Source organism: Stenotrophomonas sp. FR010, from assembly GCF_047520755.2.
Classification (GTDB): Bacteria; Pseudomonadota; Gammaproteobacteria; order Xanthomonadales; family Xanthomonadaceae; genus Stenotrophomonas; species Stenotrophomonas sepilia.
Genome location: NZ_JAXBQT020000022.1, coordinates 53,517 through 68,354, shown reverse-complemented (window position 1 = coordinate 68,354; position 14,838 = coordinate 53,517). Strand labels below are relative to the sequence as shown.

Annotated in this window: 13 protein-coding genes; 10 read left to right on the top strand and 3 right to left on the bottom strand. The window is 67.6% G+C overall.

Going from position 1 to position 14,838, the window contains the following annotated elements; genetic code table 11:
• The first annotated feature begins 32 nt into the window (after positions 1-32).
• From ACM0PK_RS17535 to ACM0PK_RS17515, 5 genes are all read left to right on the top strand, one after another.
• The gene (locus ACM0PK_RS17535) at positions 33-1,100 is read left to right on the top strand and encodes a LacI family DNA-binding transcriptional regulator (RefSeq protein ID WP_005411045.1); all 1,068 of its coding nucleotides are present in this window, start codon (positions 33-35) and stop codon (positions 1,098-1,100) included.
• 7 nt (positions 1,101-1,107) lie between these two features.
• Entirely contained in the window at positions 1,108-2,136 is a 1,029-nt protein-coding gene (locus ACM0PK_RS17530) for an SIS domain-containing protein (RefSeq protein ID WP_414607967.1), read from the top strand.
• Complete coding sequence (gene nagA / locus ACM0PK_RS17525; protein ID WP_134956164.1) at positions 2,136-3,284, top strand: N-acetylglucosamine-6-phosphate deacetylase; 1,149 nt, start codon at positions 2,136-2,138, stop codon at positions 3,282-3,284. The genes ACM0PK_RS17530 and nagA overlap by 1 nt, the downstream gene beginning before the upstream one ends.
• The gene (locus ACM0PK_RS17520; RefSeq protein WP_414607968.1) at positions 3,284-4,351 is read left to right on the top strand and encodes an acyltransferase family protein; all 1,068 of its coding nucleotides are present in this window, start codon (positions 3,284-3,286) and stop codon (positions 4,349-4,351) included. Before nagA ends, ACM0PK_RS17520 begins: the two co-directional genes overlap by 1 nt.
• A gap of 298 nt (positions 4,352-4,649) precedes the next feature.
• Positions 4,650-7,676 carry an autotransporter family protein gene (locus tag ACM0PK_RS17515; protein WP_414607969.1) on the top strand — a complete coding sequence of 1,009 codons (3,027 nt, stop codon included), beginning with the start codon at positions 4,650-4,652 and terminating at the stop codon, positions 7,674-7,676.
• A gap of 102 nt (positions 7,677-7,778) precedes the next feature.
• Here the strand turns inward: ACM0PK_RS17515 and ACM0PK_RS17510 are convergent, their stop codons facing one another.
• On the bottom strand, positions 7,779-8,213 hold the full coding sequence (locus ACM0PK_RS17510; RefSeq protein ID WP_072167168.1) for a hypothetical protein: 435 nt from the start codon (positions 8,211-8,213) through the stop codon (positions 7,779-7,781).
• A 415-nt stretch (positions 8,214-8,628) separates the two neighbouring features.
• On the opposite strand from ACM0PK_RS17510, the gene ACM0PK_RS17505 reads away from it, so the two are divergent.
• The 5 genes from ACM0PK_RS17505 to ACM0PK_RS17485 all read left to right on the top strand — a co-directional run bounded on the left by ACM0PK_RS17505 (position 8,629) and on the right by ACM0PK_RS17485 (position 11,237).
• Complete coding sequence (locus ACM0PK_RS17505; RefSeq protein ID WP_005419313.1) at positions 8,629-9,672, top strand: S41 family peptidase; 1,044 nt, start codon at positions 8,629-8,631, stop codon at positions 9,670-9,672.
• A complete protein-coding gene (locus tag ACM0PK_RS17500) occupies positions 9,669-10,007 on the top strand; it encodes a hypothetical protein (protein WP_139727664.1) in 339 nt (112 codons plus the stop codon). The genes ACM0PK_RS17505 and ACM0PK_RS17500 overlap by 4 nt, the downstream gene beginning before the upstream one ends.
• A 49-nt stretch (positions 10,008-10,056) precedes the next feature.
• Positions 10,057-10,359: a type II toxin-antitoxin system HigB family toxin gene (locus ACM0PK_RS17495; protein ID WP_065178056.1), complete on the top strand. Its 303-nt coding sequence runs from the start codon at positions 10,057-10,059 to the stop codon at positions 10,357-10,359.
• Positions 10,356-10,715 (top strand): helix-turn-helix domain-containing protein, encoded by a 360-nt coding sequence (locus ACM0PK_RS17490; protein WP_069139190.1) that lies wholly within the window; start codon positions 10,356-10,358, stop codon positions 10,713-10,715. The genes ACM0PK_RS17495 and ACM0PK_RS17490 overlap by 4 nt, the downstream gene beginning before the upstream one ends.
• An 87-nt stretch (positions 10,716-10,802) precedes the next feature.
• Entirely contained in the window at positions 10,803-11,237 is a 435-nt protein-coding gene (locus ACM0PK_RS17485) for an SseB family protein (RefSeq protein WP_072167163.1), read from the top strand.
• Between the two features lie 48 nt (positions 11,238-11,285).
• Here ACM0PK_RS17485 and ACM0PK_RS17480 read toward each other — a convergent pair whose 3' ends face one another.
• Together ACM0PK_RS17480 and ACM0PK_RS17475 are read right to left on the bottom strand one after the other, a co-directional pair.
• Positions 11,286-12,506: a multifunctional CCA addition/repair protein gene (locus ACM0PK_RS17480; RefSeq protein WP_414607970.1), complete on the bottom strand. Its 1,221-nt coding sequence runs from the start codon at positions 12,504-12,506 to the stop codon at positions 11,286-11,288.
• Positions 12,507-12,711: 205 nt separating this feature from the next.
• Entirely contained in the window at positions 12,712-14,697 is a 1,986-nt protein-coding gene (locus ACM0PK_RS17475) for a transglycosylase SLT domain-containing protein (protein WP_414608075.1), read from the bottom strand.
• Positions 14,698-14,838 lie beyond the last annotated feature (141 nt).

Here is a 14,838-nt window from a genome sequence, read left to right as displayed (position 1 = left end):
TGATGGACGGCAGCCAACCCCAGGGAAAACCCATGCGCAGAGCGACCATCAAGGACGTTGCGGAGAAGGCCAAGGTCTCGCTGAAGACGGTCTCGCGGGTGATCAACAACGAGCCCTCGGTGATGCAGGCCACCCGTGCGCGGGTGCTGCGTGCCATCGCCGAGCTCGACTACGAGCCCGATCCGTCCGCGCGCAACCTGCGCAGCGGCACTACCTTCGTGATCGGGCTGGTCTACGACAACCCGAACCCGTACCACATCATCGGCGTGCAGAACGGCGTACTGGCCGCGTGCCGCGAGACCGGCTTCGGCCTGCAGATCCATCCCTGTGATTCGAGCTCGCCGTTGCTGGCCGATGAACTGGCCGACTGGGTGCAGCGCTCGCGCCTGGCGGGGCTGGTGCTGACCGCGCCGATGTCCGAGCGCCGCGACCTGATCCAGGCGCTGACCGCGCGTGGCATCAAGCTGGTGCGCATCATCGCCGCCACTGAAGACCCGGCCGACGGCGCCTGCGTGTTCGTCGACGACCGCGAGGCGGCCTACGAGATCACCGAGCACCTGATCCAGCTGGGCCACCAGCGCATCGGCTTCCTCTGGGGCGGCAGCTCGCACCGCTCCTCGGGCGAACGCTACGCCGGTTACGAAGCCGCGCTGAAGGACTACGGCATGACCGTGGACAAGCACCTGGTGGTGCAGGGCGATTACACCTTCGATGATGGTTTCCGTGGGGCGCGCCGCCTGCTGGCGCTGCGCGAACCGCCCACCGCCATCTTCGGTTCCAACGACGAAATCGCTGCCGGCGTGCTGGCCGCCGCCAAGTCGGCCGGCATGAACGTGCCGTACGACCTGTCCATCGCCGGTTTCGAGGACAGCCCGTTCTCGCGCCAGTCGTGGCCGCCACTGACCACCGCCAAGCAGGCCACTGAGGACATCGCCCGCCATGCCGCGCGCCTGCTGATCGCACAACTGCGCAGCGACGCCTACGACGATGCGCCGGCACCGCTGCACAACCAGGGCTTCGTGCCGCAACTGGTGGTGCGCGGTTCGACCGCGCCGATGCGCCCGGCCGGCGCACGCCCCCTTCCTTCCGATCCTGCCTGAGCCTGCCATGTCGCTGTCAGACCCCACCGCCACCCTGATGTTCGCCGAGGCCGCTGAAGCGGCAGACGTGGTTGCCCGCCAGTTCTCGCGCAACCACGCCACCATGGAAACCCTGGCCGCCAGCCTGCGCGCCGCGCCGCCGCCGTTCGTGGTCACCTGTGCACGCGGCAGCTCCGATCATGCCGCCACCTACGGCAAGTACCTGCTGGAAACCCAGCTGGGCCTGGTGGTCGCCTCCGCGTCGCCGTCGGTAGGCTCGGTCTACGCCGCACCGCTGCAGCTGCGCGGTGCGCTGTTCATCGTCATTTCGCAGTCGGGCAAGAGCCCGGACCTGCTGCGCAACGCCGAGGCGGCCAAGGCTGCTGGCGCACGCGTGGTCGCGCTGGTCAACGTCGAGGATTCGCCGCTGGCGCAGCTGGCCGACACGGTCATTCCGCTGCATGCCGGTGCCGAAAAGAGCGTGGCGGCAACCAAGAGCTACCTGGCCTCGCTGGCTGCACTGCTGCAGCTGGCCGCCTACTGGAAGCAGGACAGCAGCCTGCGCAACGCGCTGGACCTGCTGCCGGACGCGATGCGTGAAGCCTGGCAGTGCGACTGGAGCGCGGTGACCGAAGGCCTGGTCGAGGCCACCAACCTGTTCGTGCTCGGCCGTGGCCTGGGCCTGGGTGCGGCGCAGGAAGCGGCGCTGAAGTTCAAGGAAACCTGCAGCCTGCACGCCGAAGCCTACAGCTCGGCCGAGGTCAAGCACGGCCCGATGGCACTGGTCGACCGTGGCTTCCCGGTGCTGGCCTTCGCGCAGCCCGATGAAACCGGCGCCGGCACCCGCGCGGTGGTCGAGGAGTTCACTTCGCGCGGCGCGCAGGTGTGGCTGGCCGGTGCCGGCGGCAACCTGCCGGTGGCGCCCGCACCACACCCGCTGTGCGCACCGCTGCTGACCGTGCAGAGCTTCTATCGCGCGATCAACGCGCTGGCGCTGCGCCGTGGCTTCAACCCGGATCTGCCGCCGCATCTGAACAAGGTTACGGAGACGGTGTGATGGCAACGGTGCTGCGCAACGCCCGCATTCTCGCCGGCGATGATTTCCGCGATGACCTGGCGGTGGTGATCGAAAACGGGCAGATCACCGCTCTGTTGCCCGACGCCGCACCACAGCTTGGCCATGCTGCCGAGCAGGTGGACCTGGGCGGCGGCTGGCTGCTGCCCGGCTTCATCGACGTGCAGGTCAATGGCGGTGGCGGCGCGTTGTTCAACAACACGCCCGATGTTGCCTCGCTGCGTACCATCGCGCAGGCTCACCGCCGCTTCGGTACCACCGCGATGCTGCCCACGCTGATCAGCGATGACGTGGCGGTGATGCGCGAAGCCATCGGTGCGATGCGCGAGGCGATCGCGCAGGGCGTGCCGGGCGTGATCGGCATCCATCTCGAAGGGCCCTACATCGCGCCGACGCGCAAGGGCACGCACGATGCCAGCAAGTTCCGCGTGCCGGACGAAGAAGAGATCGCGCTGGCCGCGTCGCTGGACAACGGGGTGACCCTGCTGACCCTGGCGCCGGAGCGCGTGCCGCTGGAGACCATCCGCGCGCTGGTCGAACGTGGCGTGATCGTGGCCGCCGGCCACACCGCAGGCACCTACGAAGAGATCCGCGCCGGCCTGGATGCCGGTGTGCGTGGCTTCACCCATCTGTACAACGCGATGTCGCCGCTGCAGGGCCGTGAGCCCGGCGCGGTGGGCGCTGCGCTGGAAGACCGCGACAGCTGGATCGGCATCATCGTCGATGGCGTGCACGTGCATCCGGCCAGCCTGCGCGTGGCACTGGCGGCCAAGCCGCGCGGCCGCCTGCTGCTGGTGACCGATGCGATGCCGCCGGTCGGTGCGGATGATCCCAGCTACGTGCTGTACGGCGAAACCATCACCGCCATCGACGGCGTGGTGCGCAATGCCGCCGGTTCGCTGGCGGGCTCGGCGCTGGACATGGCCACGGCGGTGCGCAACACCGTGCAGCTGCTCGGCCAGCCGCTGGCCGAAGCCGCGCGCATGGCTTCGACCTACCCGGCGCAGTTCCTCAATGTCGACGACCGCCTGGGCCACATCGCCGAGGGCTACCAGGCCGACCTGGTGCTGCTGGATGACGCCCTGCAGGTACGTGGCACCTGGATTGCCGGACAGTACGAGGCCGCCTGATGAACAGTACGCCGCCACGCCGTCTGGGCTCGATCGATGCCCTGCGCGGCATCACCGTGGCGGCGATGCTGCTGGTCAACAATCCAGGCGACTGGAGTGCAGTGTTCGCGCCGCTGCGCCATTCGGAATGGCATGGCTGCACGCCTACCGATCTGGTGTTCCCGTTCTTCCTGTTCCTGGTGGGCGTGTCGATGGCCTTCAGCGTGGCACCGCGCGCGCTGGATGCCGCTGCGCGCCCGGTGTTGGTGCGCGGCGTGCTGGAGCGCGCACTGCGCATCCTGGTGGCCGGCGTGCTGTTGCATCTGCTGATCTGGTGGGCGCTGCATACGCACCACTTCCGCATCTGGGGCGTGCTGCAACGGATCGCCGTGTGCGCGGCATTGGTGGGCGTGCTGGCGGTGTATGCACAGCCGCGCATGCAGGCCGGCGTGCTTGTTGGATTGCTGGTGGGATACACGATGTTGCTGCTCGGCATGGGTGACCTGGCGCCGTGGATCAACCCGGCCAGCCGCTTGGACACCGCGCTGTTCGCGCCGTGGATCTATCAATGGCATGCCGATACCGGCCTCGGCCATGACCCGGAAGGATTGCTGAGCACGCTGGGTGCACTGGCCAGTACCGTGCTCGGCCTGTTGGCCGGTGGCCTGCTGCGCAGCGGGCGTTCGACGGCACTGGCCGGGCTGGGCGTGGCGACCGCTGTGCTGGGCCTGTTGCTGGCCGGGGTGTTGCCGTTGAACAAGCCGCTGTGGACGCCCAGCTACGTGCTGTGGACCGGCGGCCTGGCCGCGCTGGCGCTGTGGCTGGGCCACGTGCTGATCGACAAGAAGGGATGGCCGCCGCTGGGCCGGCGTTTCGGGGTCAACGCGATCACCGCGTATCTGGGGGCCTCGGTGATGTCGGTGGCGTTGATGGCCAGCGGTGCCTGGGGCTGGATCTGGCAGCAGCTGGCCAACGCGATGCCGCAGGCGCTCGAGCTGGCATCGATGCTGCAGGCGCTGGCGTTCGTCGCACTGTGGTGGGGCGTGGCATGGTGGCTGGACCGGCGGAAGATCTACCTGAAGATCTGACCCCATCCGCCAACGCCATCCACGCATGGCGTGGATCTACCAGGTGCCACGATTGAATCGATTGGCGATGCAGGATCAGTCGATCCACGCCATGCGTGGATGCTTTGCGCGTGATTCCGGATGCCGGAAAAATGAACGACTTCAGCCACATCACATTGGCGTGAGGGCCCGGCGATTTCACATCCGAAATGTGATTTCTCGCACGCAAGTTCACCTATCGAAACGGTTCACATCACGCCAGACTGCACACGCAGCAGCGTGCATTCGCAGTTCCTGATTCCCTGTCCAGGAGGACTGTATGACCCGTGCCGTCCCGCGCGCTTTCCGTCCGCGCCGCCTCACCGTTTCCATGCTTCAGGCACTGGCAGTCCCGTCCATGGTGCTGTTGACCGCCAGCGCCGCCTGGGCCGGCTGCAGCACCGTCGCTCCGGTCGCCGGCCAGGCGGTCACCTGCGACGCCAACGCGCCGAATCCGCAGACGATGCCCATCTCGGCCAGCGGCGAAGCGGGCATCACCGTCAACGTCGCCAGCGGTGCCCAGTTGCAGCAGAGCGGTGGGGCGTCGGCCGTTACCCTGGTCGGTGCAAGTGGTCACCTGTTGACCAACCAAGGCACGATCAGTTCGGTGGGGGGTGTGGCGGTCCAGCTCGGTGGTGGCAGCCGCGTCGAAAATGCGGGCAGCATCAGCACCGGCAACAACACCGCGCTGCAGTTCGTCGGTGCGGGCGACAGCGTGCTGGTCAACCGCGGAACGATCAGTGGGCGTACCGGCGTACAGTTCGATTCAGGCAACGACCGCCTGGACATGCAGGCCGGCAGCATCAGCGGCGGTGTCCTGCAAGGGGATGGCAACGACGTGCTGCTGCTGGGCAATGGCACCATCGACAGCGTCGACCAGGGCAGTGGCGATGACCGGATGACCGTCACCGGCGGCACCGTCACCGGCCTGGTAGCGCAGGACAGTGGCCGCGATGATTTCGTCATGAGTGGCGGCACGATCGGCGCGCTGCAGCAGGGCGACAACATCGATACCTTCCGCATGAGCGGTGGTCGCATCATCGGCGCGTTCGAGGATGGCGACCAGGCCTGGATGACCGCTGGCCGCATCGGCCGCGTCAACATGAAGCTGGACAAGAACCTGTGGGACCAGTCCGGCGGCACCGTGGATGGCAACGTGGTGACCGGCTTCGACACCGACACCATCATCATTTCGGGCACGGCCTACATCGGCGGCAACATCAGCGTCAGCGGCGGCAACGACAGCGTGACCATCACCGACGGCACCGTGCGCGGGCAGGTACTGCTCAGCACCGGCGATGACACCTTCAACTGGGACGGCGGTGGCATCGTCTACGGTGCGATCGACATGGGCCCGGACAACGACGTGGCCAACCTCAGCAACCTCAACCAGGGCAACCTGGGTGCGGTGCCGCTGTTCGACGGGGGCAGTGGCATCGACCAGCTCAACCTGAGCAACGTCAAGACCGCAGGCGTGGGCCGCTTCCAGAACTGGGAGGCGATCAGCCTGGCCAACAGCACGGAGCTGAGCTTCGATGGCGACCTGGTGCTGGGCGACAGCGCAACCGGCACCGGTACGCTCACGGTGGACGACACCAGCACCGTCTACGCGGGCAGTGGCGGCCATGCCATCCGCCCATTCAACAGTGCTGCACTGGTGGAGATGGTCAATGCCGGGCGCATCGACCTGACCGGTACCGGCGCCGGCGACGTGTTCACCGTGCGCGGCAACTATCGCGGTGACGGTGGTGGCCTGTACCTGCGCACCGTGCTGGGCGCGGACAACTCCCCCAGCGATCGCTTGGTGATCGATGGCGGTACCGCCACCGGAACCACCGGCATCGGCGTGCTGAATGCCGGCGGCAGCGGCGCGGCCACGCTGGCCGATGGCATCCTGGTGGTGCAGGCCTTGAATGGTGGCCGCACCTCGCCGGGCGCGTTCTCGCTGTTCGCACCGGTCGCGGCCGGCGCCTACGAGTACTTCCTGTTCAAGGGCGGTGTCAGTGCCGGTACCAGCGAGAACTGGTACCTGCGTTCGACGCTGGTGACCGGCCCGACGCCGGCACCCAACGGTGGTGGTAGTGCCGCCCCGCCGCCGCTGACGCCGCCGGTGGCACCCCCGCCCCCCATTGCCCCGGCACCTCCGCCGCCGCCGGAAGGCGCCACCGATCCGGACCTGACCGCAGGCGAGACCGCACCACCACCACCGCCGCCGGAACCGGCGCCGGTGGCACCGCCCAGCGATCCGGCGGTGCCGGACGTGCCCGTGGCCGGCGGTGCATTGCCCGGTACCGGCGCGCCGCCGACGCCGGGTGCACGCCCGGCCGAAGGCGCGGTGGTACCGCTGTACCGCGTGGAGACCGCCGCCTACGCGGTGGTGCCGCCGCTGCTGCGCGAGACCTCGCTGGCCAGCCTCGGTACCTTCCACGAGCGGCAGGGCGAACAGCGCCTGCTGTACAACCAGGGCGCATTCCGCACCGCCTGGGGTCGCCTGGTGGGGCAGAGCAGCGAGATCCATTGGAAGGGCGATGCACAGCCCGGCTTTGATGGCGACGTGATGGGCCTGCAGGCCGGCCTCGACGTATGGGCTGCGGCGTCGGACAACCACCGCAACCAGATCGGCGTGTTCGTCGGCCGCACCCGCGCGCAGGGCAAGACCACCGGCCTGGCACTGGGCTGGGAGAACGTACAGGTGGGCCAGAACCGCCTGGACGACAAGCACGTGGGCCTGTACTGGACGTTCACCGACAGCAGCGGTGCCTACATCGACGCCGTGGCGATGCAGAGCCGCTACGACGGCCGCGCGCGTTCCTCGCGCGGGCTCGGCTTCGGCCTGAGCGGCGACGGCACCAGTGTGTCGGTGGAGGCTGGCAAGCCGCTGCTGCACTTCGGGCAGTCCGCATGGTGGCTGGAACCGCAGGTGCAGGTGATCTGGCAACGCACTTCGCTGGATGACCGTCGCGATGAAATATCGAGCGTGCGCTTCGACAACGACAACGCCTGGACCGGCCGTGTGGGCCTGCGTTTGGCCGGCGATTACCAGCTGGCCGACAACGGCTGGCAACCGTATTTCAAGCTGAATTACTGGCATGGTCGTTCCGGCGAGGATCGCATCCGCTTCGACGACGAGGTGATCATCAATTCGCAGCGTTCACGCGCGCTCGAAGCCGGCGTGGGTGTGGTCGGGCGCTTCAACCGCACCATCAGTGCGTACGCCGTGGCCGACTACACGCGCGAGCTGGGCGGCGAGCGCAACGAGAAGCGCCGCATCATCGAAGGCAACATCGGGCTGCGCGCGGACTGGTAGCGCCCTTGCGCTCGGGGGACCCTGCTCTGGTAGGTGCCGACCTTGGTCGGCACTGAACCTACCGACGCCACGAGCACAGTGCAGCCGAGCATAGGCTCGGCTCTACGACAACGGCGCGCACGCATCCGGCTCCACCAACGCCCCGGCATGATCGGCCAACACCACCACCGCATGCAGCAACCCTTCCTCCACCTGTGGCGGACACTGCACCTGCGCATCATCCATCTCGCGCGCCGACTGCGCCGCCAGCAACACACCGCCGCAGGCGGACAATGCGGCAAGACAGCGCGTCGCCTCGGCCAGTTCCCGGCCGCGCGCCTCGCTGAGTTGCCGCTCGCGCCACGCCTGGCCGTCGGCTCCGTGGCTGTGTGCGATGCCGCGCAACCGGGCGAAGAACGCCGACTGCGGCGCCTGTTCGTCGGCTTCGGTGAGCGCATCTTCCAGCGCTTCGGCTGCCGTAGTGGACAGCTGCAGGTCGGGCAATGCAGCACCGAGCAGTGCCTGCAGGCGCGGATAGGTGGGGTAGGGCGTGTTCATGGCAGCAACCTCACAAGGCAAGGCCACCTGCGGGATGCAAGGTGGCGGGCGGTGCGGGTTGGCGTGCCGGTGAAGCTCTTCACGAGAAATGACGCCGGCGGATCCGGGGATCCCCACGCACCGCCCGCCGCAGAACGACGGACGGTGCATTGTTCGGGCAGGCAACGACGTTGCAAGCCCGCTCGTGAAAAGCTTCATTCAGGACGCCAATCCCGGTCAGCGCAGGAAGCGCCGACGGGGGCCACCTTGGCGCGTTGTGCGCCGCGATGACATGGGCAAAGTTGCAATGTGGTGACTGCACGCAAGCCGCCTTGCTGCAATCAGCGACCGGGCCGGATACGACAGTTCGCGCGTGGCGCAAGCGATCATGCCCCGGTTATGCTGCGGTCCTGACTCAACGACAAGGAAGCGTCGCATGCAGGTTCGCAAGGGAGTGCGTCGCATCGGCGCGCTGATGTTCGTGTTGCTGGCGACCGGCGCCATGGCCGATACGCCAAGCACGGTCGAGGTGCCCTCGCCGGAGGCCCTGGCCGAGATCCTCAGCCTGCTTGAACGCCAGGCGCTGTATCGCGATCGGGTGGACTGGCCCGCCATCCGCATCCGCCTGCAATCGGCGCAGGGCGACCCCGCGCAACGGCTGGCCGTTCTGCGCGAAGCCATTGCGCTCAGCACCGGCCACCATGGTGCATGGACCACGACCCAGCGCCAGCGTGAATCCCTTGCGCGCGCGCAGCAGGCCGGTGCCGCCGCCGTGGACCAGGCCAAGGCCGTCGATGCGGTGGATGCGCGCATCGGCTGGGTGGTCATCGAGGGCTATGCCCCTATGCCCGGCGCGACGCCGCAGGAGAAATTCCGCCAGGATATCCAGCGCGCCGCGCGGTGGCAGCAGGTAATCCGTAGCAAGGACGACGGCATGCGCTGTGGCTGGATCGTCGACCTGCGTGACAACAGCGGTGGCAACATGTGGCCGATGCTGCTGGGCATGGCACCGTTGCTGCGCACCTCGGTGGTGAACAACGAAGATGTGGGAGCGTTCGAAGCCGCACAGGGGCCGGAGCGCTGGACGTTGACCGCGACCGCTGTACAGCGTGCAGGCAAGTCGGTGCTGGACTTCGGCCAGTCCGGCTATGTGCTGCGGCAGCCCGGCGCGCCGGTGGCGGTGCTGTTCGGGCCGCGCACCGGCAGTTCGGGCGAGGCCTCGGTGCTGGCGTGGCGTGGTCGTCCGCAGACGCGGAGTTTCGGTCAGCCTACTGCGGGTGTCTCCACTGGCAATGTCGTGCACACGCTTGCCGATGGCAGTCGCCTGCTGCTGACCACCAGCGTGATGCGGGACCGCAATGATCGTGGTGATGGCTTGAAGATCGAGCCCGACCAGCGCGTCGACGGGGACGCCGCCACCGTGGCCGCCGCCCAAGCCTGGCTGCTGGCCCAGCCCGCCTGCCAAGGCACCCGGTCATGATCCTGATCGGTCAACAGGAACGGGTGCTGATCGTCGGCCCCACCGAAGCCCACCACTGCCTGCGCTGCCAGACCGAAACCGAATTCGCCCCGCAGCTGCGCTACAAAATGGCGCGCATCGACCTGCTGTTCGGGTTCACCTACCAGCGCCGCTACGAACTGGCCTGTACCCGTTGCGAGCACGGCTGGGTGCTGGATACCGAGACCATGGACCAGCAGCTGGGTGGGGTGCCGATCCCGTGGCGGCACCGCTTCGGCCTGCCGTTGATGCTGTTAGGGGGCGCCGCGCTGGCGGTGGCCGGATGGATGTGGCGGCACGGATACATCGGCCGCTGATGGAGATGACACGGTTGCTTATATCCCAAATTGGGACTAGGATATCCGAATGAAAGTGGTTGCTTTGGCGACGCTGAAACGATTCTGGGAACGTCACCCTGATTCGGAGGCAGCGCTGAGGTCCTGGTATGACGAAGTGAGGCACGCCGTCTGGGACACACCGCATGACGTACGCCAACGTTACGCAAGCGCAAGTTTCGTGGCCAATAGTCGTGTGGTGTTCAACATAAAAGGCAACAGCTACCGGCTCATCGTCGCTGTGGGTTACAGGTTTCAAGTGGTCTACATCAAGTTCATTGGCACCCACGCCGAGTACGACCGGATCGACGCCGACACTGTGGAGCTTCTATGAACATCCATCCCATCCGTACGGAAAGCGACTACGAAAACGCGCTGCGCATGATTTCGGCCTATGTCGACAACGAGCCGGAGCCGGGCAGCGAAGATGGCGATCGATTTGAAATTCTCGTAACGCTGGTTGAAGCCTACGAAGCGAAGCACTACCCGATCGAGCCGCCAGATCCCATCGATGCAATCCGCTTCCGCATGGAGCAGGGCGGTCTGACCGTGAAGGATCTGGTGCCCTCCATCGGCCAGCTCAACCGTGTCTATGAGGTGTTGAATCGCAAGCGCGGTCTGACTCTTGAAATGATCCGGAAGCTTCACCGCAACCTGGGCATTCCCGCAGAAAGTCTCATCGGCCGCTGAAGCCCCGCGTGCCCCTGCCGATACGCTGCCGTGCCTCACTCCCGGCCTGCTAAAGTTGCAGCCTGCAACCACGTACCGGAACCGACCATGGACCACGACACCCCGTTCGAACCCCTCAACGACCTCGAGGTGCGCCTGCTGCAGGCCCAGGACGGTACGCTGACCGCAGCGCAGTTCCTCGACGGCCTGCTGACCTCGACGGCGTTCGTGCTGCTGGACAAGGCCATCGGCGAAGATGGCGCCTGGGACGAGAGCATCTCGCCGCTGGTGCTGACCAGCGAGAGCGGTGAGCCGATGTTCGCGGTGTTCACTGCCCCCGAGCGCGCGGGCCTGTGGCACGAGCAGCTGCCGCAGTTCGCGCATGCCATGCCGATCGCGGTGCACGCGCTGCTGGCCGGCATCGGCGAGGGCGTCGGCCTGGTGCTGAACCCGGGCCTGGACGTGGGCATGGAGATGATTCCCGATGCCGTGGCCCAGCTGAAGCAGCGTGCGGCGGCGATTACCCGTGGGATGGCGCATTGAAGCCAGTGATATAGGGGTGCCGGCCAGCGGCCGGCACTACCAGGTGCTTCAGCGGGCGGCGGCAATCGCCTTCACCCGCGCCTTGGCCAGCGCTTCACCGATGGCCGGGCCCTTCAGATGGGTGGTATCCAGATCCCGCGCCTGCACTGACAACGCCGCCTGGTGCAGTCGCTTGAGCGTTTCGCCCTGCGGGTAGTCGGCGTCCTCGAAGCCGAGACGGCCACGCTTGTCGGCTTCGCAGCACAGTGCGATGCGCGCCACGCGCTCCGGCCGGCGCAGCGCATCACAGCGGCCCAGCAGTTCCAGCACGGTGGCATCGCGCAGTTCGTCGATGCGGTGCACGTTCAAGTGCTCGCGACACACCGCTTCAGCCAGCTGCTGGTGCTCGGCTGGAATCTTCAACCGCGCACACAGTGCCTTCAGCGGCTTGATGCCGCGCTGCTCGTGCATGATGTGGCGCGGCCATTCCTCCGGCGGGGTCAGGCCCTTGCCGAGGTCGTGGGTGAGCGCGGCGAAGCCGACCAGGTCATCGCCGGGGGCCAGTTTCGCGGCCATGTCGCTGACCATTTCCTGGTGGATGCCGGTATCGACTTCCGGGTGGAATTCAGCACGCTGCGGCACGCCGTACAGCGCTTCCAGTTCGGGCAGGATCGGGCCCAGGGCATGCACATCGTGCAGCGTGCGCAGGAAGGCGGAGGGCCGCTCACTGACCAGCGCCTTGCGCAGTTCCTGCCAGACGCGCTCGGGCACCAGCGCGTCCAGCTCGCCACTGGCGGCGACCTCGCGCATCAGCGCCATGGTCTCTTCGGCGACGGTAAAGCCCAGCGGCGCAAAGCGCGCCATGAACCGGGCCGCGCGCAGCACGCGCAGCGGATCCTCAACGAAGGCCGGGCCAACATGGCGCAGCACGCGTTGCTCGATATCGCGCACACCGCCATAGGGATCCACCAGCGTGCCGGTGTCTTCGTCGCAGGCAATCGCGTTGATGGTGAAGTCGCGCCGCTGCAGGTCTTCTTCCAGCGTCACCGCTGGATCAGCATCGACCACGAACCCACGATAGCCACGGCCGGATTTGCGCTCGGTGCGCGCCAGTGCGTATTCCTCGCCGGTCTTCGGGTGCAGGAACACCGGGAAATCGCGGCCAACCGCTGTGTAGCCCTGCGCTTCCATCTGCGCAGGCGTGGCGCCAACCACCACCCAGTCATGGTCGCCGGCAGGGTGCTGCAGCAGGCGGTCGCGCACGGCGCCGCCGACAAGATAGATCTTCATGGGGGAATCATCGCACGGTAGGCGCAGATGTTCCGGTAGTGCCGGCCGCTGGCCGGCAACCGCAGTCACCCCGAAGCTGCCGGCCAGCGGCCGGCACTACCGATGCAGCGGCCAGCCCGAGCCAGGCCAGCAGGCTCATCGTTTCCCTCCCCACGGAATGGATACCGGGGAATGCCGGCCAGCAGCCGGCAGTACCGTGTTGCGGTCAATCGCCACCCTGCTCGGCGTCGGCCGCGCAGCTGAATTTCTTGCGCTTGTCCACCAGGCGCCCCATCAGGCGGTCGCTCAGCGGCAGGGCATCACCATTGAGGCGCCAGTCGTAGATCACGCTGAAGGCCAGAACGCGGGCAACGTACTCGCGGGTTTCCTTGTAGCTGATGGTCTCGATCCACAGGTCCGGATCGAAGCCCGGGCGCTGGCCCTGCCAGCGTGCGGTCGGGGTCGGGCCGGCGTTGTAGGCGGCGATGGTCACGTACGGCAGACCGTCGTACTTGTTCATCAGCTGGCGCAGGTAGGCGGTGCCGATGGCAATGTTGGTGTCCGGGTCGTACAGGCTGTCGGCGCCGCCGTAGCCGGTCAGGCCGATCGACTTGGCCACGCTGGCACCGGTGGCCGGCAGCACCTGCATCAGGCCCATGGCATTGGCAGGCGAGCGCGCACGCGGAGTGAAGGTACTCTCGGCGCGGATCTCCGCGGCCACCCAGGCCGGGTCGATCGCGTTGCGTGCCGATTCGCGGCGGATGGTGGCGTCGTGATGCAGCGGGAAGCGCAGGTCGTACAGGCGCTGTTCCTGCGGCTGCTTGCCGAGCGCGAACACGGCGCGGTCGAACCAGCCGTTGTCCTGCGCCACGCGCACGGCGAGGCGGCGCTGGGTGTCATCGAAGCGCGACAGCGCGCTGTTCCATTCGGCCACGGCCCAACCGGCGCGGTCGATCTGGTACAGCGCCATCGCGCGCTGGATGGCCGGGTCGCGCGCGATCACCGCCTGTGCCTGTGCGCTGTCGTTCGGCTTCCACGGGCACAGGGTGTAGCCCTGCTGCAGCTTGTCGGCGGCCAGGAAACCGTGGAAGGTCGGTGCGCGTGCGGCTTCGCGGAACAGCGGCTGCGCCTGCTGGGCCTGGCCGGTTTTTTCCAGCATGCGGCCTTCGAAGTAGCGCCAGCGCGGGTCGCTGCGCTGCTTGCTGCCCATCTTGCGGATCGCGGCCAGCGCTGCCGGCCAGTCGCCGCGCGACATCGCTTCGCGCACGCGCCATTCGTGCAGGCGCTCGTCGTAGGCCGATTCGGGTACCGCCTTGAGGCGGCGTGCCGAATCGGGCAGGTAGGAGGCCACCGTCCACAGCGCGATCTGGTACAGCACCTGGCCCTGCTGGTCGGCACTCAGGCCGAGCGCCTGGGCGTACTGCGGCAGCTGCTGCTCGGTGGCGCCGGGGTCGGCCTTGGCCAGCTTGGCCAGGCCATCGGTGGCGATGCGCCGGCTGCGCTCGTTGCGCGGCCAGTTCAACGCGCTGGCATTGGGCTTGTCGACAAAGGCTGCGTAATTGTTCGCCAGCGCCAGGTCGGCGGCGGGCAGGCCGCGTGCGGCGCTGCGCATCACCGCCGGTTGCTGGGCATCGGCGGCGGCATCGATGCGTTCCCAGCGCAGGGCGTCGCTCAGGCCACCCTGTGCCTGCAGTACGGCAAAAACGGCATCACAGCCGTCCGGCAGCGACTTGCCGTTCTTGCGCCACAGATCCTGCGCTTCACTGATCCACTGCGGATCGACCCTGCCCGTCACCTGGCGCGCGGTCAGCTGCGCACAGCGCAGGCCGGGGTTGTCGGTGGGCGCCCAGTTGGCCAGCAGGGTCGGCCAGTCCTGGCGGCGTGCGAGCGAGGGCAGCCACACGCTGCGGAAGGTGCTGGCCACGGCCTGGCCGTCATAGCGCTTGAGGAAGGCCTGCGCCTGCGCGGTATCGACGGTGTCGATGTTGCGCCGCAGGTTGGCGTACTCCAGCCAGCCATAGGCCGGATGGCGGCTGAGCGCAGCGGCCTGGCCAGGATCGTACTGGCCGCGTTCGGCGGCTGCGATCGCGGCTTTCAGCTGCGCGTTCTGGGCATCGAGGGACTGGGCATTGGCGCAGCCGATCAGCAGCGTGGTGGCCAAGGGCAGCAGGGACAGGGCGGTCGAAGTGCGTCGGGTCATGGCGGGCAGCATAGCGGGCAATGGCTGAATTCAGTTTCGCATTGCGTGCACGCCCGGCGTCGGCAACGACAGCTGAATGAATCCGCGCAGGCCCCTGCCGCACGGGGTTGCAGGCGTCGTAACGTCGGCCTCGGGCGAACGGCCCGGCTGCAG

What these genes read in the sequence shown, in the direction of transcription:
- ACM0PK_RS17510 (WP_072167168.1), bottom strand. Translation starts at nt 8,213, where the DNA reads ATGAACACGCCCTACCCCACCTATCCGCGCCTGCAGGCACTGCTCGGT.
- ACM0PK_RS17535 (WP_005411045.1), top strand. Translation starts at nt 33, where the DNA reads ATGCGCAGAGCGACCATCAAGGACGTTGCGGAGAAGGCCAAGGTCTCG.
- ACM0PK_RS17475 (WP_414608075.1), bottom strand. Translation starts at nt 14,697, where the DNA reads ATGCTGCCCGCCATGACCCGACGCACTTCGACCGCCCTGTCCCTGCTG.
- ACM0PK_RS17500 (WP_139727664.1), top strand. Translation starts at nt 9,669, where the DNA reads ATGATCCTGATCGGTCAACAGGAACGGGTGCTGATCGTCGGCCCCACC.
- ACM0PK_RS17520 (WP_414607968.1), top strand. Translation starts at nt 3,284, where the DNA reads ATGAACAGTACGCCGCCACGCCGTCTGGGCTCGATCGATGCCCTGCGC.
- ACM0PK_RS17495 (WP_065178056.1), top strand. Translation starts at nt 10,057, where the DNA reads ATGAAAGTGGTTGCTTTGGCGACGCTGAAACGATTCTGGGAACGTCAC.
- nagA (WP_134956164.1), top strand. Translation starts at nt 2,136, where the DNA reads ATGGCAACGGTGCTGCGCAACGCCCGCATTCTCGCCGGCGATGATTTC.
- ACM0PK_RS17480 (WP_414607970.1), bottom strand. Translation starts at nt 12,506, where the DNA reads ATGAAGATCTATCTTGTCGGCGGCGCCGTGCGCGACCGCCTGCTGCAG.
- ACM0PK_RS17490 (WP_069139190.1), top strand. Translation starts at nt 10,356, where the DNA reads ATGAACATCCATCCCATCCGTACGGAAAGCGACTACGAAAACGCGCTG.
- ACM0PK_RS17530 (WP_414607967.1), top strand. Translation starts at nt 1,108, where the DNA reads ATGTCGCTGTCAGACCCCACCGCCACCCTGATGTTCGCCGAGGCCGCT.
- ACM0PK_RS17505 (WP_005419313.1), top strand. Translation starts at nt 8,629, where the DNA reads ATGCAGGTTCGCAAGGGAGTGCGTCGCATCGGCGCGCTGATGTTCGTG.
- ACM0PK_RS17485 (WP_072167163.1), top strand. Translation starts at nt 10,803, where the DNA reads ATGGACCACGACACCCCGTTCGAACCCCTCAACGACCTCGAGGTGCGC.
- ACM0PK_RS17515 (WP_414607969.1), top strand. Translation starts at nt 4,650, where the DNA reads ATGACCCGTGCCGTCCCGCGCGCTTTCCGTCCGCGCCGCCTCACCGTT.